Annotated in this window: 22 protein-coding genes and 2 pseudogenes; 11 read left to right on the forward strand and 13 right to left on the reverse strand. The window is 47.7% G+C overall.

What is annotated here, in order from left to right; all coding sequences use genetic code 11:
* Nucleotides 1-4: 4 nt before the first annotated feature.
* Nucleotides 5-3,073, forward strand: a complete 3,069-nt coding sequence (locus B7990_RS08360; protein WP_088640528.1) for an efflux RND transporter permease subunit — start codon at nucleotides 5-7, stop codon at nucleotides 3,071-3,073.
* Nucleotides 3,074-3,177: 104 nt separating this feature from the next.
* Entirely contained in the window at nucleotides 3,178-4,539 is a 1,362-nt protein-coding gene (locus B7990_RS08365; RefSeq protein ID WP_088640529.1) for a TolC family protein, read from the forward strand.
* 98 nt (nucleotides 4,540-4,637) lie between these two features.
* On the opposite strand, the gene B7990_RS08370 is transcribed toward B7990_RS08365, so the two are convergent.
* Entirely contained in the window at nucleotides 4,638-6,293 is a 1,656-nt protein-coding gene (locus tag B7990_RS08370; protein ID WP_088640530.1) for a glycosyl hydrolase, read from the reverse strand.
* A 166-nt stretch (nucleotides 6,294-6,459) separates the two neighbouring features.
* Here B7990_RS08370 and B7990_RS08375 point away from each other — a divergent pair, with 166 nt between their 5' ends.
* Nucleotides 6,460-7,308 (forward strand): TIGR02147 family protein, encoded by an 849-nt coding sequence (locus tag B7990_RS08375; RefSeq protein WP_088640531.1) that lies wholly within the window; start codon nucleotides 6,460-6,462, stop codon nucleotides 7,306-7,308.
* Nucleotides 7,305-8,468: a hypothetical protein gene (locus B7990_RS08380; RefSeq protein WP_088640532.1), complete on the forward strand. Its 1,164-nt coding sequence runs from the start codon at nucleotides 7,305-7,307 to the stop codon at nucleotides 8,466-8,468. Before B7990_RS08375 ends, B7990_RS08380 begins: the two co-directional genes overlap by 4 nt.
* A gap of 88 nt (nucleotides 8,469-8,556) precedes the next feature.
* On the opposite strand, the gene B7990_RS08385 is transcribed toward B7990_RS08380, so the two are convergent.
* The 7 genes and pseudogenes from B7990_RS08385 to B7990_RS08410 form a co-directional block, all read right to left on the reverse strand.
* The gene (locus tag B7990_RS08385; RefSeq protein WP_088640533.1) at nucleotides 8,557-8,958 is read right to left on the reverse strand and encodes a hypothetical protein; all 402 of its coding nucleotides are present in this window, start codon (nucleotides 8,956-8,958) and stop codon (nucleotides 8,557-8,559) included.
* 90 nt (nucleotides 8,959-9,048) lie between these two features.
* Nucleotides 9,049-9,474 carry a hypothetical protein gene (locus B7990_RS08390; protein ID WP_141099243.1) on the reverse strand — a complete coding sequence of 142 codons (426 nt, stop codon included), beginning with the start codon at nucleotides 9,472-9,474 and terminating at the stop codon, nucleotides 9,049-9,051.
* A gap of 20 nt (nucleotides 9,475-9,494) precedes the next feature.
* A complete protein-coding gene (locus tag B7990_RS08395) occupies nucleotides 9,495-10,160 on the reverse strand; it encodes a DUF4405 domain-containing protein (protein WP_088640535.1) in 666 nt (221 codons plus the stop codon).
* A 15-nt stretch (nucleotides 10,161-10,175) separates the two neighbouring features.
* Complete coding sequence (locus B7990_RS08400; RefSeq protein WP_088640536.1) at nucleotides 10,176-11,612, reverse strand: flavodoxin; 1,437 nt, start codon at nucleotides 11,610-11,612, stop codon at nucleotides 10,176-10,178.
* A 93-nt stretch (nucleotides 11,613-11,705) separates the two neighbouring features.
* The gene (locus B7990_RS15225) at nucleotides 11,706-12,527 is read right to left on the reverse strand and encodes a carboxymuconolactone decarboxylase family protein (protein WP_368668117.1); all 822 of its coding nucleotides are present in this window, start codon (nucleotides 12,525-12,527) and stop codon (nucleotides 11,706-11,708) included.
* A gap of 132 nt (nucleotides 12,528-12,659) precedes the next feature.
* Nucleotides 12,660-13,001, reverse strand: a pseudogene (locus B7990_RS15230) (carboxymuconolactone decarboxylase family protein); the annotation flags it as partial.
* A 193-nt stretch (nucleotides 13,002-13,194) separates the two neighbouring features.
* Nucleotides 13,195-13,707, reverse strand: a complete 513-nt coding sequence (locus B7990_RS08410) for a flavodoxin (RefSeq protein WP_088640538.1) — start codon at nucleotides 13,705-13,707, stop codon at nucleotides 13,195-13,197.
* A 667-nt stretch (nucleotides 13,708-14,374) separates the two neighbouring features.
* Here B7990_RS08410 and B7990_RS08415 point away from each other — a divergent pair.
* The 4 genes from B7990_RS08415 to B7990_RS08430 all read left to right on the forward strand — a co-directional run bounded on the left by B7990_RS08415 (nucleotide 14,375) and on the right by B7990_RS08430 (nucleotide 18,573).
* Nucleotides 14,375-14,923 carry a hypothetical protein gene (locus tag B7990_RS08415; RefSeq protein ID WP_088640539.1) on the forward strand — a complete coding sequence of 183 codons (549 nt, stop codon included), beginning with the start codon at nucleotides 14,375-14,377 and terminating at the stop codon, nucleotides 14,921-14,923.
* Between the two features lie 571 nt (nucleotides 14,924-15,494).
* A complete protein-coding gene (locus B7990_RS08420) occupies nucleotides 15,495-16,433 on the forward strand; it encodes an aldo/keto reductase (protein WP_254917412.1) in 939 nt (312 codons plus the stop codon).
* A gap of 242 nt (nucleotides 16,434-16,675) precedes the next feature.
* On the forward strand, nucleotides 16,676-17,686 hold the full coding sequence (gene rhuM, locus B7990_RS08425; RefSeq protein ID WP_088640650.1) for a RhuM family protein: 1,011 nt from the start codon (nucleotides 16,676-16,678) through the stop codon (nucleotides 17,684-17,686).
* 80 nt (nucleotides 17,687-17,766) lie between these two features.
* The gene (locus tag B7990_RS08430; protein ID WP_088640540.1) at nucleotides 17,767-18,573 is read left to right on the forward strand and encodes a LysR family transcriptional regulator; all 807 of its coding nucleotides are present in this window, start codon (nucleotides 17,767-17,769) and stop codon (nucleotides 18,571-18,573) included.
* A gap of 25 nt (nucleotides 18,574-18,598) precedes the next feature.
* Here B7990_RS08430 and B7990_RS08435 read toward each other — a convergent pair whose 3' ends face one another.
* The 4 genes and pseudogenes from B7990_RS08435 to B7990_RS08450 form a co-directional block, all read right to left on the reverse strand.
* Nucleotides 18,599-18,931: a putative quinol monooxygenase gene (locus B7990_RS08435; RefSeq protein WP_072980505.1), complete on the reverse strand. Its 333-nt coding sequence runs from the start codon at nucleotides 18,929-18,931 to the stop codon at nucleotides 18,599-18,601.
* 142 nt (nucleotides 18,932-19,073) lie between these two features.
* A pseudogene (locus B7990_RS15235) lies at nucleotides 19,074-19,208 on the reverse strand (type II toxin-antitoxin system mRNA interferase toxin, RelE/StbE family); the annotation flags it as partial.
* Between the two features lie 28 nt (nucleotides 19,209-19,236).
* Nucleotides 19,237-19,404 (reverse strand): hypothetical protein, encoded by a 168-nt coding sequence (locus tag B7990_RS15240; RefSeq protein ID WP_368668115.1) that lies wholly within the window; start codon nucleotides 19,402-19,404, stop codon nucleotides 19,237-19,239.
* Nucleotides 19,405-19,628: 224 nt separating this feature from the next.
* Entirely contained in the window at nucleotides 19,629-19,913 is a 285-nt protein-coding gene (locus B7990_RS08450; RefSeq protein ID WP_088640542.1) for a hypothetical protein, read from the reverse strand.
* A gap of 171 nt (nucleotides 19,914-20,084) precedes the next feature.
* On the opposite strand from B7990_RS08450, the gene B7990_RS08455 reads away from it, so the two are divergent.
* From B7990_RS08455 to B7990_RS08465, 3 genes are all read left to right on the forward strand, one after another.
* The gene (locus tag B7990_RS08455; RefSeq protein ID WP_088640543.1) at nucleotides 20,085-21,353 is read left to right on the forward strand and encodes a hypothetical protein; all 1,269 of its coding nucleotides are present in this window, start codon (nucleotides 20,085-20,087) and stop codon (nucleotides 21,351-21,353) included.
* A 139-nt stretch (nucleotides 21,354-21,492) separates the two neighbouring features.
* A complete protein-coding gene (locus B7990_RS08460) occupies nucleotides 21,493-22,020 on the forward strand; it encodes a hypothetical protein (protein WP_170861503.1) in 528 nt (175 codons plus the stop codon).
* A 9-nt stretch (nucleotides 22,021-22,029) separates the two neighbouring features.
* The gene (locus tag B7990_RS08465; protein ID WP_088640545.1) at nucleotides 22,030-22,551 is read left to right on the forward strand and encodes a hypothetical protein; all 522 of its coding nucleotides are present in this window, start codon (nucleotides 22,030-22,032) and stop codon (nucleotides 22,549-22,551) included.
* Nucleotides 22,552-23,090: 539 nt separating this feature from the next.
* Here the strand turns inward: B7990_RS08465 and B7990_RS08470 are convergent.
* The gene (locus B7990_RS08470) at nucleotides 23,091-23,960 is read right to left on the reverse strand and encodes a phosphatase PAP2 family protein (protein WP_141099244.1); all 870 of its coding nucleotides are present in this window, start codon (nucleotides 23,958-23,960) and stop codon (nucleotides 23,091-23,093) included.
* Nucleotides 23,961-23,969: the final 9 nt, after the last annotated feature.

The raw sequence follows: 23,969 nt of genomic DNA on the forward strand, positions 1-23,969 counted from the left end.
TTCTATGAAAAAGAAACGTTCCTTTGTTGAAATAGCCATGCGCTATCGCGGCATTGTGTTTATGCTTTGCTGCTTTTTGGTGCTGTTTGGCATTTATGGCCTTTCCGCCAACCGAAAAAATGAGTTCCCTGAATTTACGGTGCGTCAGGGCGTTGTGATTGCAGTTTATCCAGGTGCCACTGTAAAAGAAGTTGAAGACCGTGTTACGAAACCGCTTGAAGACTACATCTTTACTTACGGCGATGTCAAAAAGAGTAAAACGACTTCTATGACTCGCGATGGCATGGTGATTGTTCAGGTGGCGCTCGAAGATTACGTGTATGACAAAGATGGGTTTTGGAGTCGCTTTAAGCATGGTGTTTCGCAGTTCAAGTCGAGTTTGCCTGCTGGAGTCCTTGCGATTATTGTGATGGATGATTTTGGCGATGCTTCGTCGATGCTCTTGGCGATAGAAAGCAAGAATAAAACTTATCGTGAATTGGGTGAATATCTGGATGGGCTTGCGGATAACTTAAGACCGCTTGAAAGTGTCGGCCGCATTACGCGTTTTGGCGAACAGAAAGACCAGATTTCTATTTATCTGGACAACGATAAACTTTCCCAGTACGGGTTGGGTTACAAGTCGGTGGCGGCGTTCCTTTCGGGGCAAGGCCTTGTGAATATTGCGGGAACTTTGAGGGACGGCGAATACAATCATCCGATTTATGTGGAAAGTGGCGTGAATTCCTTAGAAAGTGTCCGCGAAACGATTGTCTTTAGTGCGCCTGATGGAAGTGTGGTTCGCTTGAAAGATGTAGCCCGTGTAGAACGCGAATATCCTGATCGTACGGCCTACATCGAGGTGAACGGCAACAAGTGCGTGATGCTTAGCGTCGAAATGAAAAAAGGCCATGACATTGTGAAAATGGGCAAGGAAATCAAGCATGTGCTTTCGGAATTTGAAAGCAGCTTGCCTGAAGAAGTCAAGATGTTCCGCATTACGGACCAGACGGAAGTTGTTGGCAAAAGCATCGAAGACTTTTTGAGAGAAATCTTGGTTGCCGTATTGGCGGTTATTATTGTGGTCGTTCTGCTGCAGCCCTTCAAGGTGGCGCTGATTGCTGCCTCGACTATTCCCATATCCATCTTCATTTCGCTGGGACTTTTCTTTGGCCTCGGCTACGAAATCAATGGTGTGACGCTTGCAGCCTTGATGGTGTCGCTGGGGATGATTGTGGATAATTCCATCGTGATATTGGATGATTATCAGGAACGAATTTATGGGCCTGGTTCTCGTTGGAGAGCGGCGGAACATAGCGCTGTGCATTTCTTGAAATCGATTTTTTCGGCAACGCTTGCCATAAGCATTACCTTCTTCCCGTTCTTGGTGACGATGAATGGAATGTTTAGTGATTTTGTGACGACATTCCCGTGGGCGGTAACGATTGTCCTTACGATTTCTTTGCTCGTGGCGATATTTATTGTTCCCTATTTGCAATTTGCTTTTGTAAAGCCGAAAACGAAAAAGAAGAGCAAGTATTCTTTTGAGAGTATCTCGAACTTTATCTATGAACGCGTTTTGAGAACTTGTTTCAGGTTTCCCAAATTGACCATTCTCGTGGCGATTATTTGTGTGGTTTTGGGAGCTGTTATGATTCTTTCTCGCCCAATAAAGCTCATGCCGATTGCAGAACGCAACCAGTTCTCAGTAGAATTCTATTTGCCGAACGGGACTTCGATTAATCAGACTTCTGCCGTGGCAGATAGCGTGAAGCGTATCTTGGAAAAGGATCCAAGAGTCACCTACATTACGACATTCAAGGGAATGTCTTCGCCGCGTTTCCACATGACTTATGCGCCACAATTTGCGGGTGAAAATTTTGCGCAGTTCATTGTAAATACCGAAAGTGAACAAGCTACTGATGAAATTATCAAGGAGTATTCGGAAAAGTATGTGGACCATTTTGCAAATGTATTTGTGCGCTTTAAACAGCTCAGCTTTAGCGATGCCGCTTCGCCAATAGAAATTAGAATTTCTGATGGAACGGATGAAAGTCGTAAAGTTGCAAGCGAAAAGGTGAAAAATTATTTGCGGAGTCTCCCGGGAGTTTATCTTGTTCGCAGTTCTTATGGAGAACCCTTGAGCGGCATTAAGGTTTCGCTTGATGAGAACGCTTCAAAGCTTGGGGTGAATCAGTTCTCTCTCGAAGCGCTGCTAGCTTCTCGCTACAATGCGGGGTTCCCGATTGCCACTCTTTGGGAAGGCAATAAAAATGTGCCTGTTGTGCTTAAAGGAACTCATGCCGATTCTGCTAGTTTCTCGGATCTTGAAAATGAAAAGATTGCAACTTATGGTGGACTATCCAATGCACCGCTCCGCCAGATTGCAAAGTTCTCGCCTGTGTTTAACGAGGGCGCGCGCGATAGAAGAAACGGCCTCCCGACGGTGACGATTTCTGCCGAAGTTTCGTCTGGCGTCAGTGCGAATGACCTTGCTTTAAAGCATTTTGAATCGCTGAAAAAGTTGACTGCTAGCGAAGGTGTTAAATTGGAGCTTGGCGGCGAAGCTGCCTCTGTTATCGAAACGCTCCCTGGACTCCTTAAAGGTCTCGTCGTTGCGGTTGCCATGATGTTCCTTATTATGGTGTGGCACTTCCGTAGAATTCGTACGGCTCTTATGCTCTTCTCGTTATTGTCGCTTTCCACTTTCGGCACGGGCGTTGCTATGTGGATTATGGATTTGGACTTTACAATTACGGGTGTTCTTGGTATGGTGAGTCTGCTTGGAATTATGGTGCGTAACGGAATTATCATGATTGACTATGCTGAGGAATTGAAGCGTGATGAGCATTTGGATTCTAAAAATGCCATCTACAATTCGGCACTTAGGCGTATGCGCCCGATATTCCTGACTTCGGCGGCGGCCTCTGCGGGCGTTTTGCCGATGATGCTGAGTGGTGATGGCCTTTGGGTGCCTATGGCAATCATTATTTTCTGGGGGACGCTTGTAACGATGTGCTTGATTTTGACGGTGCTGCCCGTTGCTTATTGGGGCGTAAGTTGTATGAAGTTCAGACGCAGGAAAGTGGGTTAGTAGGAAGTAGGCTGTAGACAGTAGGAAGTAGACGGTGGGAAGAATACGCTCTTTTTACGTCATTCTGAGGACCGAAGGGACGAAGAATCCAGGGAGTTTATAAAATGAATAAATTGAATAACATAATGGTTGCTCTTGTTTTTGGCTTGGCTGCCTCGTTTGCGGCGGATGTGTATACGCTTGATGATTGTTTGCGTATTGCCCGCGAAAATAATGCGACTTTGAAGAGTGCGAAAGTGAATCGTCAAATGGCCGAAGAAACTGAAGGAAGTGCCTTCCCGGCGTATTTCCCGAAAGTGTTTGCCGGTGGTTTTGCCTTTATCTCAAATGATTTCTTGGTAAAGCAAAAAATGGACTTGTCCAAAGAAATGGAAGGTTTCGGACAGCAAGTTGCACCAGCCATGATGCAGGCGGGAATTGACCCGTCCATGTTGGCGGGGCTTCCGACAACGTTTAATATGGGAATGGTCGATAAAGGAATTATTGGACATTTGACTTTGATTCAGCCGATTTTTGTGGGCGGGCAAATTTACAACGGCAACCAGCTTGCCAAAATTGGAACTCGTGCTGCGAAGTTGCAAGAGACTCTTGCTGAAACGGAAATCCGCAAGAATACGGAAACTTATTACTGGCTCATTGTTTCGCTTAAGGAAAAGTTGAAAACGCTTGCCGAAGCCGAAAAACAGGTGGATGCAATTTATAGCGATGTTCAAGTTGCTGTGGATGCTGGAGTCGCTGTGAAAAACGATTTGCTCCGTGTAGAACTTGAAAAGAAAAAACTGCAAAGCAATCGTTTAAAACTTGAAAACGGAATCTCGGTTGCAAAGTTGATGTTGGCTCGGCAAATGAATCGCGACAATGCTGACTTTGACCTTGCCGATGCTGATCTTTCACAAGTTACGCCGCCTGAATCTTATGCAATTTCTGCTGATGACGCCGTTGAACGCCGTGCCGAAAGCAAGTTGCTTGCCATCAGTCGCGAAGCTGCTGAAAAGGAACGCTCAATGGAGCGCGGCAAGGTGCTGCCTACGGTTGCTGTGGGCGCGAGCCTTTTGTATCAAAACTTGCTTGATGACGATGCTGTAAATGGTGTGCTTTTTGCATCGCTTACAGTGCCGATTTCGGATTGGTGGAGCAATAGTTATTCTACCGCCAAGCTTGATTTGAAGGCGAAAAAGGCGGCGATTGATGAAGTCGAAAACAAGAACTTGATCAAGGTGGATATTGACGCCAAATGGAATACGCTGAATGAATCTTTTAAGCAAATTGAAATCAGCCGTGATGCCATTGCCCAAGCCGAAGAAAACCTCCGCATTCAACGTGAATATTACAATGCGGGCACGGCGACGCTCAGCAATCTGCTTGAAGCTGAAACTTTGCGGCAGCAGGCTGCGGACTCCTACACCGAAGCCGTTACGGGGTATTACACCGCTGTCTGTGCGTACTTGACGGCGACAGGCCGGTAAGCAGAACGGTTGCGGAAAAATGAAAACGGATGCCGAGTTTTCGACATCCGATTTAGCGTGAATGCGTAATGTTTTTTTTGTTACGCCGCCCAATAATTTTATTTCTTGAAATACACCGTATTCACAAGGTGTCCTTGAATCTTTCTACGTACAACATAGTGCCCTTGCGGAAGTCCTTGCGTGGTGACGCCCAAATAATGACCGTTCATGTCAAAAATCCCAACGGTGGTTGCGGTCCCGGCTATGCGTGGCATGGTTGCGATACTGGTGGTACTTGTGTCAGGCTTGGTTATTGCTATGTACTTGTCCCAACCTGGCATGTCTTCGAGAGTAATGATACGCTCGTCATTCATGTTGCTTTTCCATACACCATCTTTTGTTTGGCCGGGCCAAGTTCCGCTCCAAGTGCTGTACCACGGCATCCACCAACTCCATACGGCTTCGTCGGTATGCATGTTGTTCACATCGGGAATGGGGCCGTTTTCGCTGAGAGCTATAATTTTCGTGCTTTTCGATGCGCCTTTGAATTTGTCGAAGGCGCTTGCATTACTGGAATGGTCGTTTGCGCTGTTGTAGATGTCAATGGAGAGTACATCGTAGTATTCGCTGCCTGGATCCCAAGAGGTTACGGTACTTCCTTCAGGGTTATAGACCCAAATCATGTTTTTTACCCCCTTGACTTTGACCATGCGATCATAGACGAGTCGATAAAGGGCTGCAAACTGTTCACCGGAATTGATGCTCCACCAGAACCACTTTCCACCCGCTTCATGCAAAGGACGGAAGATTCCCGCTACACCATCTTTCTGCAATTCAAGGAAATAATCGGCGATGTGGTCAATGTCTGCGATGATTCCTTTGTAAGCTGCGCTTTCGGTATTCCATTCGGTGGTGCCTGGCTTGAAACCTGTAGAGAAATCGAAATCAGTGTATTCGCCACCGTTTGCCGCACTCTGGATATAGAAGGCGTCTTTTTTATCCAGCGGGTCTTTCCAGTGCCAAGTGAATGCTGGGATGCCTCCCGCTTTCCAGAGGCCTTTCGCGATTGAAATAGCTTTGTCCGTGTATTCCTTGTTCCAGCTTTCGTTTGCTTTCGGACCGCTTGCAAACAAGAAATCTAAACCGACAAGAGCCGGGTACTTTCCCGTACGAGTGAATGTGTATTTTACATCGTCGTGCGTCTTAAAATCGGCTCCCATGGTGTAACCGCTCATGTCGCCGGTCATCATACCGCTAATCGTCTTTTTGCCAAAGTTCTCGCGCAAAAAGCTGTAGAGCTTGACTGCACTTTCGGTGGCGTTCGGGGTAACTGGCGTTGCGGAGATTTTGAAAGGAGACGACTGGTAAGGTTCGACTTCAATATAGTCCACACTAATCCAGCCCCAGTATTTCTCAATAGAGATTGTGTTTGTCCCAGCTTTAAGTGTTGCTACAGTCGTGACATCCGCCCATGAAGTGGTGGCGTTAAAGTCGATGGTGCCTGCTGTTGCGCCGTTTACTTTCAAGTAGTTTGCTTTGAAATCTCCGGCCTTGTAATGGATGGTCACTTGGTACTTGCCCGCACTCTCTGCGGTGACACCATTAAAAGAAATATTTCCTTCTTGCAAGTCGGCATAACCCGTTCCCGAAACTCCGGATGCGTTGACATTTTTTGCTCCTCCGGAAAGAGTCGCTGCTTCAGCTTCGTACTTAGTTGCAAATGCCATACTCGAAAGAGCAAGAATCAAAAAAAGGAAGTTTTTTCTTTTAATCATAGGGGTTCCTCCATTTCACGAAATTATATTCCCCAAGTATATTTATCAATTATTTTTTTTGAATGGTGTGGACAAAAATGTCCACGAATTGTATATTTTTTTTACGAGACGCCAGGAAATGAAACGATTTTTCAAATAGGGTCATTTTATATCCGGCGAGAGCTTTATGTTTGCAAAAAACAAAATCAACATTTACGACTATTCGGACTACCGCAAGTTCTTGCAGGAGTTCTATGAACTCGAGAAATCACTGGATTCCTCGTTCAGTTATCGAGTGTTTGCTGCGGCGGTTGGCATGGACGCAAGCCTGCTTTTGAAAATATTGCAGGGTAAACGCCACATTTCTCCGAAATGCATAGATGTTTTCGTTAATTTTTTCCATTTCAAGGATGCCAAGGCGGAATACTTCCGCGAAATGATTGCTTACGGCAAGGCGAAAAACGATGAGGATGTGCGTAGCCATTTTGAAACGCTTCAAAAAATGCGACCTGCAGCTTGCCGAGAACTCGACGAAGCCCGGTACCGCTATTTTCAGCAATGGTATTATCCGATGATCCGCTCGGCGCTCGATGTATTCAATTATCGCGGTACACAAGATGCTGCCGCCCTTGGGGAATGCTGCATTCCAAAGCTTTCCGCTTCGCAAGTAGAAAACGCTGTCGATGCTTTGTTGCAGCTCGGACTTGCTCGCGCCAACAAGGATGGTCGTGTGGTTCCGACCGACGCTCATCTTAAGACTATGGAACACTGGCTGAGTGCCTGTATCAGCGATTACCAAAGCAGCATTGCGGAACTGGCCGGCAAATCCATCCAGAATACTCCCAAAGAAAAACGCGACATCAGCACGCTCACGATGGCTCTTGATTCGCAACAAATTGATAAAATTCGTGAAATCCTCGCCAAAACGAGAAAAGCCATCGTAAACGTAGTCAATGCGATGCCTCCGCAAATTTGCGATAGCGTTTATCAGTTAAACTTTCAGTTGTTTCCGATGATGAAAAAGGAAGAACAATGAAAAAAGGTATGAAAACTTCGTTTTGTGCTTCGTTTTGCGCCTTGCTTTGCCTGTCGCTGTTTTTAGGTTGTTCAGAAAGTGACACCGCAGGTGCCACAAGTGAAACGACAAATGGAATTGCCTTCAAAGTCGTTGACAGTTTAAACAAGCCGTTCGCTTGCGCACAAATGAAGGTGTATTCAAAAGATGCCTTCTCGGTCATTGATAGCGCCCTTTCGGATTCAAGCGGACGAGTTTCTTTTAATGACAAACTCGGCATCTGCACAGACCAAGGCTGTTTTGTAGAAGCCCTTGCGGGCGAAGATTCCGCATTCATGAGTTGGTCGCCGGTCGATTTTGCAGATACCTCGGTTCAGAAAATTGCATTGTTGCCTTCGGCTTCGCTCATTGTACGTACTGGCGTTTCGACCCAAGAAATCGAAGGCCTGTTAGAAAATGTTCAACTGGAATCGACCCCCTATTTTGCAAACCGCTTCGGTAGCGAGTATGTGTTTGCGCATGTGCCGGCAGGGTCCTTTACTATTGTTGCTGGAGATTCGACCGTCGCAGAAGTGGCGCTTGCGCCAAACGAATCCGCAGATACGCTCGTTCCTGTTCCAGGAAAGTCTGTTGAGTATGTTTTCGAAGACTTTGACGATGGAGATAGTTTGAATAACCTCGCCAAAACTTATCCTAACTACGGATGGTATTTTAATGCTGTTGGCAAAGCGAATTTTGCAATACCTGATAGTGCTGAAAGCTTCTCATCCGTATTAAAAGAAGATAACGATCATGGAAAGTATCTCGCTGTTAAATTCGCAATAGATACAGGCTTCGTTTTGCTCGGAACTCATCTAGGACTTGATACAGGATTTTTCGACCTGAGCAATCTCACGGCGATTCGCCTTACGGTAAGAGGCGACTGTGAATTGAATATCGCTTTGGAACATTACCGTGAAGTTGGAGAAAATACCTTTAAAAAATCGTTATGGAAGGTCAAAGCGGCTGAAAACTGGAATGAAATCATTCTGCACCCCGGCAAGGAAGTTCTTGAAGAAAGCTCCTATCAAGTGGAATGGAAGGAGATTTCCCACGAAATCGGTCTGTTTAGCATTTTTATGAGAAGCGGAACTTATCTAGAAGTTGACAAAATTGTATTTGAAGGAATTGATTTCAAATAAGCGATTATTGCGATTGGTTATGCTATAGCGGCATCGGCATCAAAGCCCCCTCGTTTTTCCGAGGGAGCCTTTTTGACTATACGTCCGTTTATTTCACGAAAGCGGCGAGAAGTTTATGCGCCTCGTCGCCTTCGGCAAATCGGATTTCACCTAGTGTATGGTATTCAAATCTCGAAAACTGCTGCAAGTGCAGTGCCACAAATTCGTGATCCTGCGAGTAGCAAAGGTTCAGGCGGAAGTTTCCGTTGTCGCTTGTTTTGGGGCACCCCTCTCTTTGGATTGTTGCATCCAGAGATTCCAAAGACGCTTCGACAATCGCCTGGATTTTTTTTCCTTCCGTAGGGCTAAACTCCAGGCAAGTTCCCACTACGGGCGAATTCGTCCTGGTGTAGGTGACGTTGGTCTTGAATCCGAAAAACTTCTTTTCGGTCTTGATATAGGGCTTATTGAAGAGGGCGTTAGCCATCTCCATCTGGGAAATGTTTTCCATGTTCTTTCTCTTTTTTAAAATGAATGATGTCGCGCACCCGGTAAGAGCCGCGGCCATTTACTAGTGTTTAAGGCTTGGAGAAAGAACTTGCTAACAGAGCATTCGCTCTAGCGTGTAAACGTAATATTCTTTAGGTTTTTGATAAACTAGCGGTAAAGGGAAACCGCAATGGATGCAAATAGTTGACCGCGCGATTTTAGTCGCAAACGGTGCAGCCTGTTTGAACGTTGCCGAACTGCGCCCGCCATAGCCTTGAAGGCTACCGCTTCGCGATGTCCGCAATGAAACCTGCCGGCCCGACCTGCGCGTAAGCAGTATAGCATCCGCTGTTGATTCGCGTGACAGGTATAACGGATTATCGGCAAAATCGTGAGCAGTGAAAACTTTCTCACTTTCTGCAACCTGACCAAGTTCAGCGCCGTAATCGTAAACAAAAGAACCCTCGACAATAGCAGAAAGAATCGCGAATAACGCGACTGCAATCATCGAAAGAATGTTTTGTTTAATACGCTTCATTGTACTAATAATGTACAAATCTACGCCTTCATGAGTTTCGCCACATAATGCACCGCAACGGCGAGCAGCACGACGATGGCGATGTAGTCTGCGAAAAAGAGGGCGTAGCCGCGTTCCGCATCAAAGAAAAAGAAGGGCTGTTGCAGGAACATGTATTTCCAAAGCCCGCGAATGGCGATGGCGTAAATTCCGTAACCCGCCACGAGAACGGCAACCATGCGAGTTGCAACAAGTGCAGCCTTTGACTTGAATACGCCCGCAATTCCCAAGCGGTTTGCAATCAAGCTTACATGCAGCCCGATGTGGAGCGACATGAACACGTAATACCAGTGGCTGGCGAGCAGGTGCGCCGTGCGGGCGAAACTTGCACCCGATTCAATTCTGAGCCAGGCAAACACGTGGTTCGAAAGCATAACGCCGCTCACCATCAAGAAAAATGCGCACAAAAGGATCCCGCAATTCACGACCGCCTGCAAAATGCGGAATGCATTGTAGCGTCCCTTGAACAGCGAAAGGAAGAATCGCCGGTTCAGCGAGATGTGCACCGCCCACAGAACAAGCAGCACCACGCCTAGAATCTCGTGAACGGCAGTCGATTCAAAGAAGTAATTCCCACCCATCAGCACGAGCGTCGCGACCGTCATCGCGATATCAAGCGGCATACGGATTTTGGCGGAAATTGGCATATCAGGGAATATACATTATTTCGTCTTCACGCCGTTTTTCTCGAGCCACTTGGCCACATCTTTCGAGAGACTCGAACCGCCGGAGTAATGCACCGAAAGGCCTTCGCCGATTTTTGCGTTGGGCGCGAGTTTCGCAATCGCGGTGATGCTCTGGCCAAAGCGCCCGCCACCGTGGGAGCAGAACGGCAGAATCCGCTTGCCCGTAAAGTCGTAACTTTCGAGCAAAGTCGCAATAGGCATCGGGATACTCGCCCACCAGTTGGGGTAACCGATGATAATCGTTTCGTAACCGGCCCACTTCTTTGCGTCTGGCTTTTTCTTGAGCGCAGGGCGCGCCTGTTTGTGCTGGTCGTTCTGCGCCTGCTTCAAGACGGTATTGTAGTCGTCGGAATAGGGCTTCACGAGTTCAAGTTCCACCATGTCGAAACCGGTCTGCTTCTTGATTTCGCGGGCGACACCGCGGGTATTCCCGCTCCAGGAATAGAAAACAATCAGCGCACGGGAAGCCCCTTTCGGGTTCAACGCCGCTTGCGCCTTTTCGCCCTTAAAGCCCGCCGCTTCCTGGGTCACAAATGTCCCCTTGACGCCTGCACCCGCATTCATGGCGAGCCTGAGCCCCACATTGTAACTCTTGCTGGATTGCTGCATGGCCCCGCGATAGGCGCTGCGGAGGTTTTTGCCGAAATCGTTCCAGCCGCCACCGCGATGCACGCGCCTCGTGCCCGAAGGCTTGCCCGCCGGATCGACCGTCACGCTTGTCGAGCCCGCAGAAACACCGTAATCGCCGTAAAAGTCAAAGCACCATTCGCCAACGTTCCCGTAAATGTCGTAAAGCCCGAAGGGATTGGGCTTGAATTTGCCCACGGGGAGCGTGTTCCCGCGGTAAACGCCGGGGCGTGTTTCCAGAACCTCGTCGTTGAAATAGTTCTGCTCGATTTGATACGGATAATGCCCGTAAAAATTCACGTCGTCGGCACCGGGAGCCTTCTTTGTGTAGAACGGCGTGGTCGTGCCGCCTCGGGCCGCGTATTCCCATTCCGCTTCGGTGGGGAGCCTGTAGCCGTTCGCCTCGCGATTCCAGCTGACCGCATCGCCTTCGATAGCGTAAACGGGAGTGCGTCCGTCGCGTTCGCTTAACTTGTTGCAAAAACGAGCCGCATCGAGCCATGTGATGTTTTCGACGGGCAAGTCGTCACCCTTAAAACTGGAGGGATTTTCGCCCGTCACTTCGCGGTAAAGCTTTTGCGTCACCTCGTATTTACCCAGATAAAAATCGGAGACCTTCACCTTATGCAGCGTCTCGTCGTTGACGCGCCAGTCCTCGTTTGCGGGGCTTCCCATGTTGAAAGTCCCGCCCTTGATAAGCACGAAGCCATCGGGCGCAGGTGCCGCCGCAAGCGACACCGCCGAGAACCACAAAATTGCACAAGATAAAAGTTTAGCGAACTTCATAAATTTTCTCCATTATACACCATTTTTATTGCGGATAAAAAGTCGCAGGCTGTATGAATTCTCCTTTGGAGAATGACTCATGTGAAAATTATTTTATTTCAACTTCCCGTAGTCTTCGTCGCTCACGGACTCGAGCCATTCATTGCTCGTTCCTTCACCGGGAACTTCAATCGCCAAATGCTGGAACCAGGAATTTGGAGCCGCCCCGTGCCAATGCTTGACGCCAGCCGGAATGTTCACCACGTCGCCGGGCTTCAGTTCCACCGCCGGCTTACCCCATTCCTGGTAGTAGCCGCGGCCCGCCGTCGCGATGAGAATCTGGCCACCGCCCTTCTTTGCATGATGGATATGCCAGTTGTTGCGGCATGCCGGTTCAAAAGTCACGTTCCCGACACCCACCTGTTCCTTGCTGATCATGTCGAGATAACTCTTGCCCACGAAATACTTGGCGTGGGCGTCGTTCGGCTTGCCCACCGGGAACACACTCCAGTCCTTGCCTGGCACACTTCGACCTTGCTCAGCGACCTTTGCGTCCGACGCGTTTACTGCACCAGCCGCGTTCAATGTCCCAGATAAGGTTGGTGAGCCTGTCGAACCAGCCGAAGGGCCTTGCTGGCTTCCAGCTTCCGCCACCGCTTCCTTGAGCAGTCGCAACGCGTTCAGCGTGCGCGGGTAACCGCAATACGGCAAGCAGTTGTAAATCGCCTGTTCCACGTATTCGGCCGTGCGAATCTTGAGGTTCGCGCCGATATGCGCCTTGAGCTGCGGCTCCGTTCCCAGGTTCACGAGAATCGCCATCGTCAAGAGTTCGCGAGTATTCAGGTCGAGTCCCTTGCGGGTGTAGTAATCGCCAAAGCAGTTGCTCGCCAAGAAGTAATTGATAGTCGGCATACCGCTCTTGCCGTTCTTCGCCATGTCGCGGAAAGTCTGGCCGAACAGCGTCCCCTGCGCGTCGGCACCCGCCTGCAAGCGGGACTGCGCTGTCACCGTCGCACGGTTTTCATCTACCTTCACGTTCTTCGCCTTGAACACGCCGCGGGCAATTTCAACCGCATCCACCGTCCGCGGGATCCCGGTGTAGGGAGCGCACTGGTAAATCGCCTCGAGAATTTCTTCGGGAGCAAGCCCCTGCGCAAGCGCCGTCGCCACTTCTTCTTGCAAAAGAGCGCCCGACTGCTGCGTCACAAGCGACACCAGGCGAATCAACTCCACCTCGCGCTTTTCCACAAGCGGAGTCGCCGCCGGAACCTCGTTCTGCGTGAAGTTGTCCATCACGGCACGCAGTTCCTTGTCCTGCGAAAGCGCCTTCGCCCCGTCTTGCGGACAGCAGTCACATGCGGCAAGCACCGCACCCATACCAAGCATCGTCATAATCGTCCCTAGTTTCATGGTTTGTTCCTTTGTCTAATTACATCTTTAATATAAATAATTGCACAAGCCCCGCAAAATACCAAGTTTTCATGCTCAGTATGCGCGAAACGCATAGTGAAGCCTGCCAAGGGGATTGATTCCCCTAAAAAGAAAAGACTGCCAAGAGTTTCCTGGCAATCTTTCTAAAACATTCCGCCCATAAGGCACAAGCCTACTTCACCCACTTGTCGACTTCTTTCTGGGCCTTGTCGCGTTCGTTCTGGGCCACGTGTCCGTAGATGGCAAGGCCGGGGGTCACATTCGCGCCGGTCACCTTCTTGAGGCGCGCAACACCCGAAAGGCCGCTACCTTCGTGGGTCACGAACGGATGAATCGTCTTGCCCTTCAAATTATACTTCTCGAAGAAAGTGAACATGGGCATGGGCATTTCGCCCCACCACACCGGATAACCGACGTAAATTTCGTCGAATTCTTCGGGGTTCACGTTCACCGGCTTGATGGCCGGGCGCGCGTCCTGCGCAAGTTCCTTCTTGGCCACGTTGATGCAGTCATCGTATTTCTTGGGGTATTCCTTCGCGGGTTCCACGTGCAAAAGCGTGCCGCCCGTCTTTTTCGCAATCATCTCGGCAATGATTTCAGTATTGCCCTTAGTGATTGTTCCGACTTCATAATTTTCGTCGGCACGGGAATAGTATGCGACGAGGATTTTCTTTTCTGCTGCCATAGAGACTCCTAGAAGAAGTGATAAAAGAATCAAGGTGATTTTTTTCATGGAATCCGCCTTTTCTGTTAAAAATTTCCTTGAACCGGTTGCCTTTAATATAAATAATTTCAGGACGGTCGCGTAATGCGTAATTTTTATGCCCACTATGCGCGTAGTGCATAGTAGAAGCGGCCACCTGCACTTGAAAGAAAATCCATTATTGGACTAAATTCGGCAAAAATCAGCAAGTATTGTTCGTTTCTGTCCGCAAACAAACTTGAAATTGCGGGTCTTTTCTGCTCATTGCAAATATGCATCCTTGCAATGTCATATTATGACAATTTGTAAAAAAATGAGAAATTTAGGCTTCCCCCCCCGCATCGTCAGTTTGCGCTTTTCAACTATTCTTCGGAAGGAATCGTCATACCGCTGACTTTTTCCTTGATTGAAATCAACAAAATTCCAGAAATCTATTCATTTTTTCTGATTTTTTCAGCGTCAAAACGCTTGCGAACCCGCATAAAATAAGGTATATTCAGAAAGCGGGTCTTATAGGGGATCTTTATGAGCTGAGGAAAAACAAAAACATTTTTGTCTTACGAAACGTGAAAATTCTTCTCATTAAGGATGCGTCGTTATACTCGACAAATTGAGATAAAAACAAATTATATTCGATATAAGGACTTTCATGATGCGCGTTTTGATTTACAGTATTAGTTTACTTTCTCTGTTTTTGCAGGGTTGTGGCTTTGGTGAAAAAAGAGATGAACCTCAAATTGAATCTATAAGTAATGCTCGTGGAGAATGTTATCACTATGAAATGTGCCTTTATAAAGATGTAAGATATCATTGCATTATGGATACCGCTGTAGTAGATGACATTGCTCACTTTATTGAAAAAGTAGAACATAATATAAAAGATTGTCGCAATTGTTTCATGGATACAACGGTGGTAAATGAATTACTTCGGGAAGCGGAAAAACAAGGATATAATACAGAATCTGATACAAGTAATCTATATAAAATCTTTTCTATTGAAGGATTTTACGATCTCAGAAAAACAAAGCATGCCAAACATTCTTGTTGTTACGCAGCGAATAAAAGTAATGGTTGTGACACATTGAAAGTAACGACAATTATCAAAGACAAAAAAAATGTTCCTCATGGAAGTTTATATGAAATTATAAAGGATTCCTCTGGATGGAAAATTCTCAAGATGGATCTTTGGGTACATTGACTTCGCTAATTCAACATTTGGGGTCTTATAGGGGCTCTTTATGAGCAGGGATAAAACCAGGACAAAAAAAACTGTTACAATTCCTGGAAATTGCCGATAATACGCAACTGACCAGAACTCTCGGCGGAAACTCGCAGGGACTAACAGTCACAAGAGTTTCCTCCTGTAGAAACGGTTTTTGCCCCAAAAAAGTCTTGACCGCAAAGCACTTGTGAACCAGATCCGTTCTTGTGTTTTTTGACCGAGATGTGAGTTTCTCGAGTGAACAGTCGAACGAAGTGAGTCCCTGTGAACGAGAGATATTCACATCGAGGGAGAGATTTGTTAAAAAACAGGTCTGGATCCTTCGGCTTCGCCTTAGGATGACACGGGAACGGGGTTTTTAAGGGGCGGAGCCCCTTAGGTGAGGGGGTGATGGAAGACTTGGCCTGGACCCTATCGCTCCGCTCCAGGGTGACAACAGGCCAAGGCTGCAATCAGGGGGAGGCTTCCCCCGCCTATGCTTTCAAAGCATATCTTTTATGCGAAATAAGTATTTTGATTTATGGCGGGATTTGGTTATTTTTAGGGCATGAGGTGGTTCAGTTTCTTGTTCGTTTTCCTGTTCATGGCGTGTTCGAGCGATGCTGCGTCGCAGGCTATGCCGAAAGTTTCGAACAAAGGAGATTCAAGCGTGCAGAATAGCAAAGGGGCGGCCCCAACGGTCAAGTTGAATTCGGGTTTTGATATGCCGGTTCTCGGGCTTGGCACCTGGACTTTGCGCGGCAAGGTGGCTGAAGATGCGGTCTATGTCGCCATCAAGAACGGGTATCGATTGATTGATACGGCAAAATATTACGACAACGAAGAAGCCGTAGGCAAGGGAATCCGCCGGGCGATTGACGACGGGCTCGTGAAGCGCGGAGATTTGTTCGTGACGTCGAAACTGGTGCCGTGGAGCAACTCCTTGGACGAAGACATCGACGACTCACTCGAAAAGCTGGGGCTCGAATATATTGATTTGATGCTGTTGCACCAGCACGGGAGCGACGCCGAGGACAAGGCGGTTTACAAGGCTATGGAACGTGCTGTGAAGGCAAAGAAGATCCGTTCCATCGGCATTTCGAACTACTACACCGAAAAGACGGCGAAGCGCTTTTTTGCCGATTTCGAAATCAAGCCTGCCGTGGTGCAAAACGAGAACCATGTGTTTTACCAGAACACGGAATTCAAGGATTACGCAAAACGCTACGGCGCTGTGGTGGAATCTTATTACCCGCTAGGCGGGCGCGGCCACACCGAAAACGTCTTGGGGAACAAGGTTGTCGCAAAGATAGCGAAGGCTCACGGGAAATCGACCGCACAGGTGGTGTTGCGCTGGCATGTGCAATCGGGCTACATTGCCATTCCAGGCTCCAAGAACCCTGACCACATCGCAGAAAACATATCAATTTTCGATTTCGAGTTGACAGACGACGAAATGAAGCAAATTGCCGCCCTTGATACGGGACACCGCTACGAAAACTGGTGAAAATCGTCAAAATTTTAGTCAAATTGGATAAAAAAGTGCATTTTTTATCCAATACAGTGTATTTGTTGAATAAAAAAATGTTTTGGGGCTAATTTTTGTATATTATCCCTTAAAAGGCACTGGCAGCGGATTTCCGCCAGCAAGCCACGTTCGACTAGAAAAGTCGGCTATTTGGTATATCCCCAATGGAAATTGGGCTTTTAATATATCCAAAGGCCGACTTTTTTGTTTATGGAGTAAAAATGAGCAAAAGGGATAAAATTGAGATTCCCGACCAAATCGGGAACGAAAACAGGGGCGAAATCGTGCTTTACCAGCCGGAAGGCGAAGTCCGGCTGGAAGTGCGTGTAGAAAACGAGACCGTGTGGCTCACGCAGGCGCAAATGGCGGAACTGTTTGACGTTCAACGACAGGCTATTACAAAGCACATAAGGAATATTTTCGACTCGCACGAACTGGAAGAACCATCAACTAGTTCCATTTTGGAACTAGTTCAAAAAGAAGGTCGTCGGGTGGTAAAGCGTTCCGTAACGCTTTACAATCTCGATATGATTATTTCTGTGGGCTTTCGAGTCAATACGCAACGCGGCATCAAGTTTCGCCGCTGGGCAAACCAGGTTCTCAAGGAATACATGCTCAAGGGTTACGCCATAAACCAGCGAAAAATATCGACCGATTTGCAGATTGTGGACCGTCTGCACGAACAGCGGCAACTCATCGAAGGCCAGGGCGCAGAAATTGCGGAATTAAGGGACGCCACGGAAAAACATCTCGGCGAACAGGACTCCCGACTTTCTGCAGTCGAACAACGTATAGACTTCTTCGTGAATGCGGCACAAACTCCAACGGGAGGGATTCTTGCGACCGGAACGCGGTTTGACGGATTTGTGCTGATTTCTGATCTTGTGAAGAGGGCGAAAAAGTCCGTGGTATTTATTGACCCATATGCCACCATCGAGGTGCTGAAATTTGCTGCTATGCGAGCAAAAGGCGTTTCGGCAAAAATCTACTCCTCACGAATTACATCTGAATTCAAGGCTGCGGCAGACTTGCACAAGAAGCAATATCCTGAACTAGAATTGAAGACCATGCGCACGATTCACGACCGTTTTCTTCTGGTCGACGACACTGTATATCACTTTGGAGCTTCGTTTAAAGATATGGGTAACGAAATGACTGCTTTCAGTGTGCTAGATTTCGTGACACCCGCCGAAGTCATTGCGAAAGTGGAGCAAAATACAAAAGGAAAATAGTGCATTTTAATTCAAAATAGCCCCACTATTCGCTTGACGCATAGCGGATTTATTATATTCTCCCCCAAAAGGGGCTTTTTATGTTTGTCGAGACCTACATTTTGCGATTGCTGGCCGGATTCCTGGAATACGGGACGCTTTCTGCCGTTGCGGACAAGCTTTACACTTCGCAGCCGGCGGTGAGCCGCGCGTTCAAGAAGCTGGAAGACGAAATCGGCGCTCCGCTCTTCGAGCGCAAAAAGAACCGCATCGAGCTGAACGAGAAGGGTCGCACGGTTGCCGAATATGCGAAGCGCATCATGGATTTGCAAAGCGAGATGATGGAAAAGGTGAGCCCGCAGGGAGCGGGTACGCGCACGTTCTCCATTGCGTCGGTCGCCATTCTCCCGGCAGTGCGGATGATGCAGGAACTGCAGGAGAAATACCCCGGCGCGCAAGTCACTTACGAGATTATCGACAACGAGGCGGGCGTGCTGAAGGCTTTGAACGAGGGCACTGCGGATATCGGCATCACGCTCAAGGCCCCCCGTGCAAAGAAGTACCGTGCCGAAAAATACATGCAGGAGCGGCTTTCGATTGCGCTCCCGAAAAAGCACCCGCTCGCCAAGCGCAAGTCCATCCGGCTTAGGGAACTCAAGGGCGAAACCATCATCCAGCGCAGCAACGTGGGGTTCTGGGAGCAGGTCAAGCGCAAGAAGATTCCCGACGCCACCTTCATCAAGCACGACAGCACGAAGGGCATTTCAAAGCTAATCGAACAATCTTCGCTGTTGACGTTCGTTTCGGATCATCAGTTCGATTACGAAATTCCCAAGGACCGCAAGATTGTGCCGCTCGCCGACCGCGAAATGAACGTGGAATTTTTCAAAGTGAAGTTAATGAAATAGCGCGCGGGCATTACATGGTCGCGACTTATTTCCTGATGAACTTTTCGTCGGTCTTGGGCATGGTGTTGTCGGGCGTGTAACGCTCGACCGTCATTTTCAAGTCGTACTTGTCGCGGAGTTTCGCAATTGTCTTCATCATGGGCGAAGCGTGGTGCACGTCGATGGCCGCCTGGCTTTCCCACGCGTCAATCAGCAAGATGGTCTCGGGATCGTCCAGCGACTGGAAGTATTCGTAGCGGATGTTGCCCTTCTCGGCACGGATTTTCGCCACCGTCCCGCTAGAAACCATCTCTTCGGCGAACTTCTTTGCCGCCCCGTTCTTACCCGTATAGCGCAGGTTTACCGTAATGTTGCTCATGGCACTCTCCGCAAACACGCCCGCAGCGAGCGCAAGGATTGAAAATAGTGTTAAAAACTTGAGTTTCATTTTGTCACTCCGAAATGCTTTGCACATAATATAAATAATATCGGAGCATGCGCAAAATGCTTAATTTTCATGCTCAGTATGCGCGGGACGCATAGTGGGAGCAAGCGCTTTTATGGTTTGCTGTCGGAAAAATCTTCTTCAGATAAAACAATAACCAATCTGATTGAATATGGCATTCCCAGACGCCTTTGAAATTTCCCGTCAATTCATGGTTACGATGATAAGCTCATAGACCATTACTTGCAATCCTCAAGGAGTTCCTTAGCAGAGGAATACCTTTTCGCCCTGGGGTTCCTAGCAAGGCCTTTCGCCTCTTCAATAGCGGCCAACGTGGAATCCGAGAACTCGCGTTGAGGCGGAACGATATCGAAAGGGATGCAGCGCTGATTAATCGCCTGCTTCAAGAAAAGTCTAATAGCCGTAGTGATATCCAGTCCGAGTGATTCAAATTATACAAATCTAATTCATTTTCAACGCAAATGCAATACATTTGGCTACTAATTTGCGGATTTGGGACCGATTTAAGCCATTTATCTTCACTCATCTTTCCTCCCTCCACCTACATGCATAAAAAGGCGGGGTTTCAATTGTTATACACTGTGTGCGAAAAGTCGTTGGCTCTGTCGGGCTAAACTGTACACTTGTGCCCGGCTAGCAAAAAATCCTCAATCCGTAAGCCCTTCCAAAACTGTTTTTCGGCTGCATGACCGATGTTTTTACGCTGAAATGACCGTTCGGCGGTCCGCAGCGTTTCCGTAGCCGTACAGAATGACTGGACAGAGCCAAAGAGTCTTTCTTTGGGGATTATCAAGAAATACTTGACGAGTTCGGCGTCCAGCTGCGTACCGGCAACATCCTTGATAATCTGGAGTGCGTCTTCGTGTATCTTGGGCGCCTTATACGAGCGACGCATGGTGATTGCCTAATGAACCCAAACGAATACAATATGTTCTATACAACAATACGTCAAAGTCTTTTCGCGATACGACTATTTCTTGGAAGTTGGTGTATCGCGACGAATATGACCGTGGCGATACACTTGACATGACAACGAAATTTAAATAATTTGATAAAAAAGTCGTTTATGAAATGTCTGTCGCTTCCTGTTTCCGTAATCCTTTTGCTTGCAGGTCTAGCTTTTGCCCATGAAAGCAACCACCGGGGCAACCGCAGTATTTGCGGAATGACTTCAGTCTGGTTCTATGATAACGACGAAGAAGCTCAGAAAAAGATGGCTCAATCCCAGAAGCGTGAAGATAGCTTTGTCAAGTATGCGAAAAAGTTCTACCCAAGAGCAAAGACTAGGCTGAATACTGTGCAAGACGCATCGCAGAACGCACCAGTTTTTGGCTCTATCGTCAAGAAAAAGATTCTTGACAAGGACATCGAAGATGTTTTTCCAGAATATTCCGAGTCGTTTGCGAAATGGTGTAATGATAAAAAACAGGAATATAAAGCGAATGTCGCCAAGGCATCGTTAGAGACGCAGGAAACTTTTGAAGATTATAACGAAATTTCTACAGGATTCGGTTCACAATGTTTTCTGCTGCATATGGTGATTGAAGTTAAACAGAAATATGATGTCGAAACGAAAAAATGGATTGCTCCATCACCTGAAGAAAAACGCAAGACATTTTTTAAGTTCCTTTATCGGGGAGCATCTGCGGAAATCGATTCTGCGAAATCAGATTCTGCCGTTGCATTATTTGAAAAGGATTTTTTTCTTCCAGGGCCTACAGGAAACCGCATTTTCTTTGATGACGGCTGGACTCCCGTGCTTACGAAGAAGGAATTATTGTCCGTCAGCGACTCATTTGGGGATTCTTTGGCGTTTGTTCCTTTTCAGGTTGGTGGCCCGCTTCCTATAAATAAAAATTTGAGCCTGAAAAAGAAAATTTTAACCCATTTGGAAAATGGTGAATTTGATTCTATTCCGCCGCTGATAGACGAAAGCATGCACTATGCCGATACGGTGCATTTTCTTTTGTATAGACAGCTGTATTCCGAAAAGGAGTATTACGGCCTTTCGTTCTTGACTCGCCGATTCGATATGATTCTGAATAGAGACCGTAGCCGTTATTACCGCCCTGAAACGGTGGTTATGCATCGCCCATTAAGTAAAATCGATAAATGGATTTACGAAAATCTTGACAAGCATATCGACCAGACCCGTCTGGATTCGGCGCTTATCATTGCCAATTACAGCCGCCGTGCAGACTATATTATTCGCGAACAATACGAAAGATTCAAGGAACGGCACTTGCCTAACCGTTCGGGTGTTGTCAGGTACGTAAGGGATAGCGACGTGAAAGCAGTGGAATATGAAGTAAAGTTACCCAAGAACAAGAGGTGATAGGGCGTTGAAAATAAGTTATTTTTATAATATGAAGCATCTGCCTGTAGTTCGAATATTTCTTCTAGCGGTCCTGTTGTTCCTTGTCGGGTGTGCGGATGATAATTCGTCTGCACCCGAAGAAGATTCTCGCTTCAAGATGGAACTGGGAGAATTTACCTATGGTGAGTTCAAGGTTCGTACTCCCGCGTATCCTGTTTTTGAACATGTTGGCAATGGATATGACATTCTTGCCATTGGCAACAGCCCAAAAGGCCGCGTAATGCGGCTTGAGAAATCTCCGTGCAGCGGTGCCGACACTTCTTGGTTTGGTCTAATTTTTAGGGCTTTCTGCAACGGAGTCCCTTGCGAAGGGTATCCTGCTCAGACTATAAACTTCTATCCATTTGAAGGAAGTTATCAGACACTTGTGAACGCTCCTTCAAACGAAGATTATGACGCTGACAAAGATGGTCGTTTGCTTGTTTTTACTGCAGAAATTGATAAGGCAGGATTCTACAAGGACGTTCAAGTGGTTGCGATGCCCCAAAATGCTGAATTGCGTGTAGAAAAAATTACTTGTAAATTCCCTATTCCAAAAGTTGATGTCTCGGATACGTTAACTGTTAAAAACGCGATGTCTTCCGGTTTGATGGGCGGATTGTTTAATGAAAACGGTGTTTTTTGATAAAGACCTATGAAAATAAAAATTCTTTTTTTCATTGTTATCTCTTTGGAACTTCTTGTTGGATGCAATGATTCCGCATCCGGTTCGGCGGAAGAGAAAAACCCAACGCTATATACTTCGGTGGTTCTTGGAAAGTGTGCGGACGCTTCCTCATCCAGTTCGTCGGATATTGAGAAGATGATTTCGTCGCTAATTGTTGGTTATGATGAACATTCAGCTGTTTATTTAGGCGATTGCAGAGGTTGCTTTGACTTGACTCTTTACGCTTTAGATTATTGTGACGTTTCCGCTGATGTAGCTTTAGATTTTGTAGATGATACTCTGTTTATTTCTTATGTAAATGTGCAAGAGGCTTCCAAGTGCACCTGTTATTCCTCCCATGATTTCAAGGTTCCATCAGTGAATTATAGGTATGTCAAATTTAATGAACAAGTTTTTAATGTTGTTGCATCGAACATAAGGGTTGTCTGCTCAAATAAAGGGGAATATAAAGAAGGTTATTGCGTCGAGAACGGACCGACGCATTTGTAATTGTGATTCTGCGTTAGGGATAGTGACCCCTTGGGGACAAGACTCGCGGAGCGAGGCTTGGTTGCAAGAGCCGCGCGGGCGTGCCGCAGGTGCGCACGGGTGGCCTTGCAATATAGCCCGACCGCACATATATGTGCGGGAACGCCCAAGAGACATCGGTTACGGTGGTCTCGACCACGCCGTGAGCCTCCGACGACTCGTCATAACGAGTCGTCGGAGGCGAGAGTGAGCGCCGACCGGAGTGTCTTACTAGAGTCTAACGCGAACGGTCATCATAGGGCAACCGGTGAAAAAGCGATGTAGAACTTTGGTGTTGAAGCCCCCAGTAATGATTAAGAATTTAAACACAAGCCCTTTATGATGGTCAAAATCGCCAATCTAAGCCACGGACTTATCCACAACACGAAAGTCATACTTACCCGTTGTCATCCTGCACACTTGTGCACTAAAGTGTAAATTACCAGAACGCGATTGTCAAGAGGTTTATGCTTTTTTTTCCTCTTCCATCGGTACACAAGGTTGTGAACCAGGCGTTTGGCTCAAATTCTCACGCTGAGCACGGCGCCTTTGGTGTCGTCAAAGAATAGCGGGGCGATGGTGACCTTGGGCGGGGTCTGCTTTTCGCCGACTTTTTCCTTGTAGAACACGCTGCCGATATACCAGCCGATGGAGGCTCCCATTAGTGTGCCCGCGACGGCGTCGGAAAACCAGTGGGCTTCTCCTTTTGCGCCGAGCACCATGCTTGTTGCGATATAGCCCGCATACAGGGCGCAGCCCGCCACGACGAGGGGCTTGTCGCGGTTGTAGCTTGCGATGCTCATGGCCATGGCCGCGTTGGTCATGGAATGCCCCGAGGGCCAGCCGTAAAATACTCCGCGCCTAAAAAATCCCCACTTGAAATCGCGGGAACGCTCGCCGCTGTTGAGTTCCGCGTCGGGGTGCTCGCGTGCCGAAATCGCTTTGAGAATATTGTTGTAGAGGAACGCCACGGCGGTAGCCTGCACGGCGACAGCGCCGGTGTTGTTCAGCGCGCGGTTGTCGCTGAAAAAATACATGTATCCCGGAACAAGAATCGGGAAGAACGTCCCCATCATCATGCCGGGAGTGAACGCGATGCCATACGCGAGCTGGTCCTGACGGGCTGCAAAACGGGCCACCATCAGGTCGTTGTTTTCCATCGAGAACTTGTACGTAAGCGCACCGCCGAGCATGTGGAACCCGAGCGGCCAGCCGAACGCACTCAGCAACATATTATGGCCTAGGTAATCGAACGGAGAAAGCTTTTGCGCGGTATCGACAGTCACCGAGGTTGTTACGGAATCTGCTTCGACAGCAGCGAAACCCGTGGCACAGGCAAAAGCCAAAACCACCATCCAACGAAGCGCTATTTTGTCTAGACGAAAAATCAAGATTTGACC

This window comes from Fibrobacter sp. UWB4, assembly GCF_002210345.1.
Lineage (GTDB): Bacteria > Fibrobacterota > Fibrobacteria > Fibrobacterales > Fibrobacteraceae > Fibrobacter.

Bases quoted from the DNA above. Each gene is read 5' to 3' on its own strand.
- B7990_RS08360 (WP_088640528.1), top strand. From the start codon at position 5: ATGAAAAAGAAACGTTCCTTTGTTGAAATAGCCATGCGCTATCGCGGC.
- B7990_RS08365 (WP_088640529.1), top strand. From the start codon at position 3,178: ATGAATAAATTGAATAACATAATGGTTGCTCTTGTTTTTGGCTTGGCT.
- B7990_RS08370 (WP_088640530.1), bottom strand. From the start codon at position 6,293: ATGATTAAAAGAAAAAACTTCCTTTTTTTGATTCTTGCTCTTTCGAGT.
- B7990_RS08375 (WP_088640531.1), top strand. From the start codon at position 6,460: ATGTTTGCAAAAAACAAAATCAACATTTACGACTATTCGGACTACCGC.
- B7990_RS08380 (WP_088640532.1), top strand. From the start codon at position 7,305: ATGAAAAAAGGTATGAAAACTTCGTTTTGTGCTTCGTTTTGCGCCTTG.
- B7990_RS08385 (WP_088640533.1), bottom strand. From the start codon at position 8,958: ATGGAAAACATTTCCCAGATGGAGATGGCTAACGCCCTCTTCAATAAG.
- B7990_RS08390 (WP_141099243.1), bottom strand. From the start codon at position 9,474: ATGAAGCGTATTAAACAAAACATTCTTTCGATGATTGCAGTCGCGTTA.
- B7990_RS08395 (WP_088640535.1), bottom strand. From the start codon at position 10,160: ATGCCAATTTCCGCCAAAATCCGTATGCCGCTTGATATCGCGATGACG.
- B7990_RS08400 (WP_088640536.1), bottom strand. From the start codon at position 11,612: ATGAAGTTCGCTAAACTTTTATCTTGTGCAATTTTGTGGTTCTCGGCG.
- B7990_RS15225 (WP_368668117.1), bottom strand. From the start codon at position 12,527: ATGGCGAAGAACGGCAAGAGCGGTATGCCGACTATCAATTACTTCTTG.
- B7990_RS08410 (WP_088640538.1), bottom strand. From the start codon at position 13,707: ATGGCAGCAGAAAAGAAAATCCTCGTCGCATACTATTCCCGTGCCGAC.
- B7990_RS08415 (WP_088640539.1), top strand. From the start codon at position 14,375: ATGATGCGCGTTTTGATTTACAGTATTAGTTTACTTTCTCTGTTTTTG.
- B7990_RS08420 (WP_254917412.1), top strand. From the start codon at position 15,495: ATGAGGTGGTTCAGTTTCTTGTTCGTTTTCCTGTTCATGGCGTGTTCG.
- rhuM (WP_088640650.1), top strand. From the start codon at position 16,676: ATGAGCAAAAGGGATAAAATTGAGATTCCCGACCAAATCGGGAACGAA.
- B7990_RS08430 (WP_088640540.1), top strand. From the start codon at position 17,767: ATGTTTGTCGAGACCTACATTTTGCGATTGCTGGCCGGATTCCTGGAA.
- B7990_RS08435 (WP_072980505.1), bottom strand. From the start codon at position 18,931: ATGAGCAACATTACGGTAAACCTGCGCTATACGGGTAAGAACGGGGCG.
- B7990_RS08450 (WP_088640542.1), bottom strand. From the start codon at position 19,913: ATGCGTCGCTCGTATAAGGCGCCCAAGATACACGAAGACGCACTCCAG.
- B7990_RS08455 (WP_088640543.1), top strand. From the start codon at position 20,085: ATGAAATGTCTGTCGCTTCCTGTTTCCGTAATCCTTTTGCTTGCAGGT.
- B7990_RS08460 (WP_170861503.1), top strand. From the start codon at position 21,493: ATGGAACTGGGAGAATTTACCTATGGTGAGTTCAAGGTTCGTACTCCC.
- B7990_RS08465 (WP_088640545.1), top strand. From the start codon at position 22,030: ATGAAAATAAAAATTCTTTTTTTCATTGTTATCTCTTTGGAACTTCTT.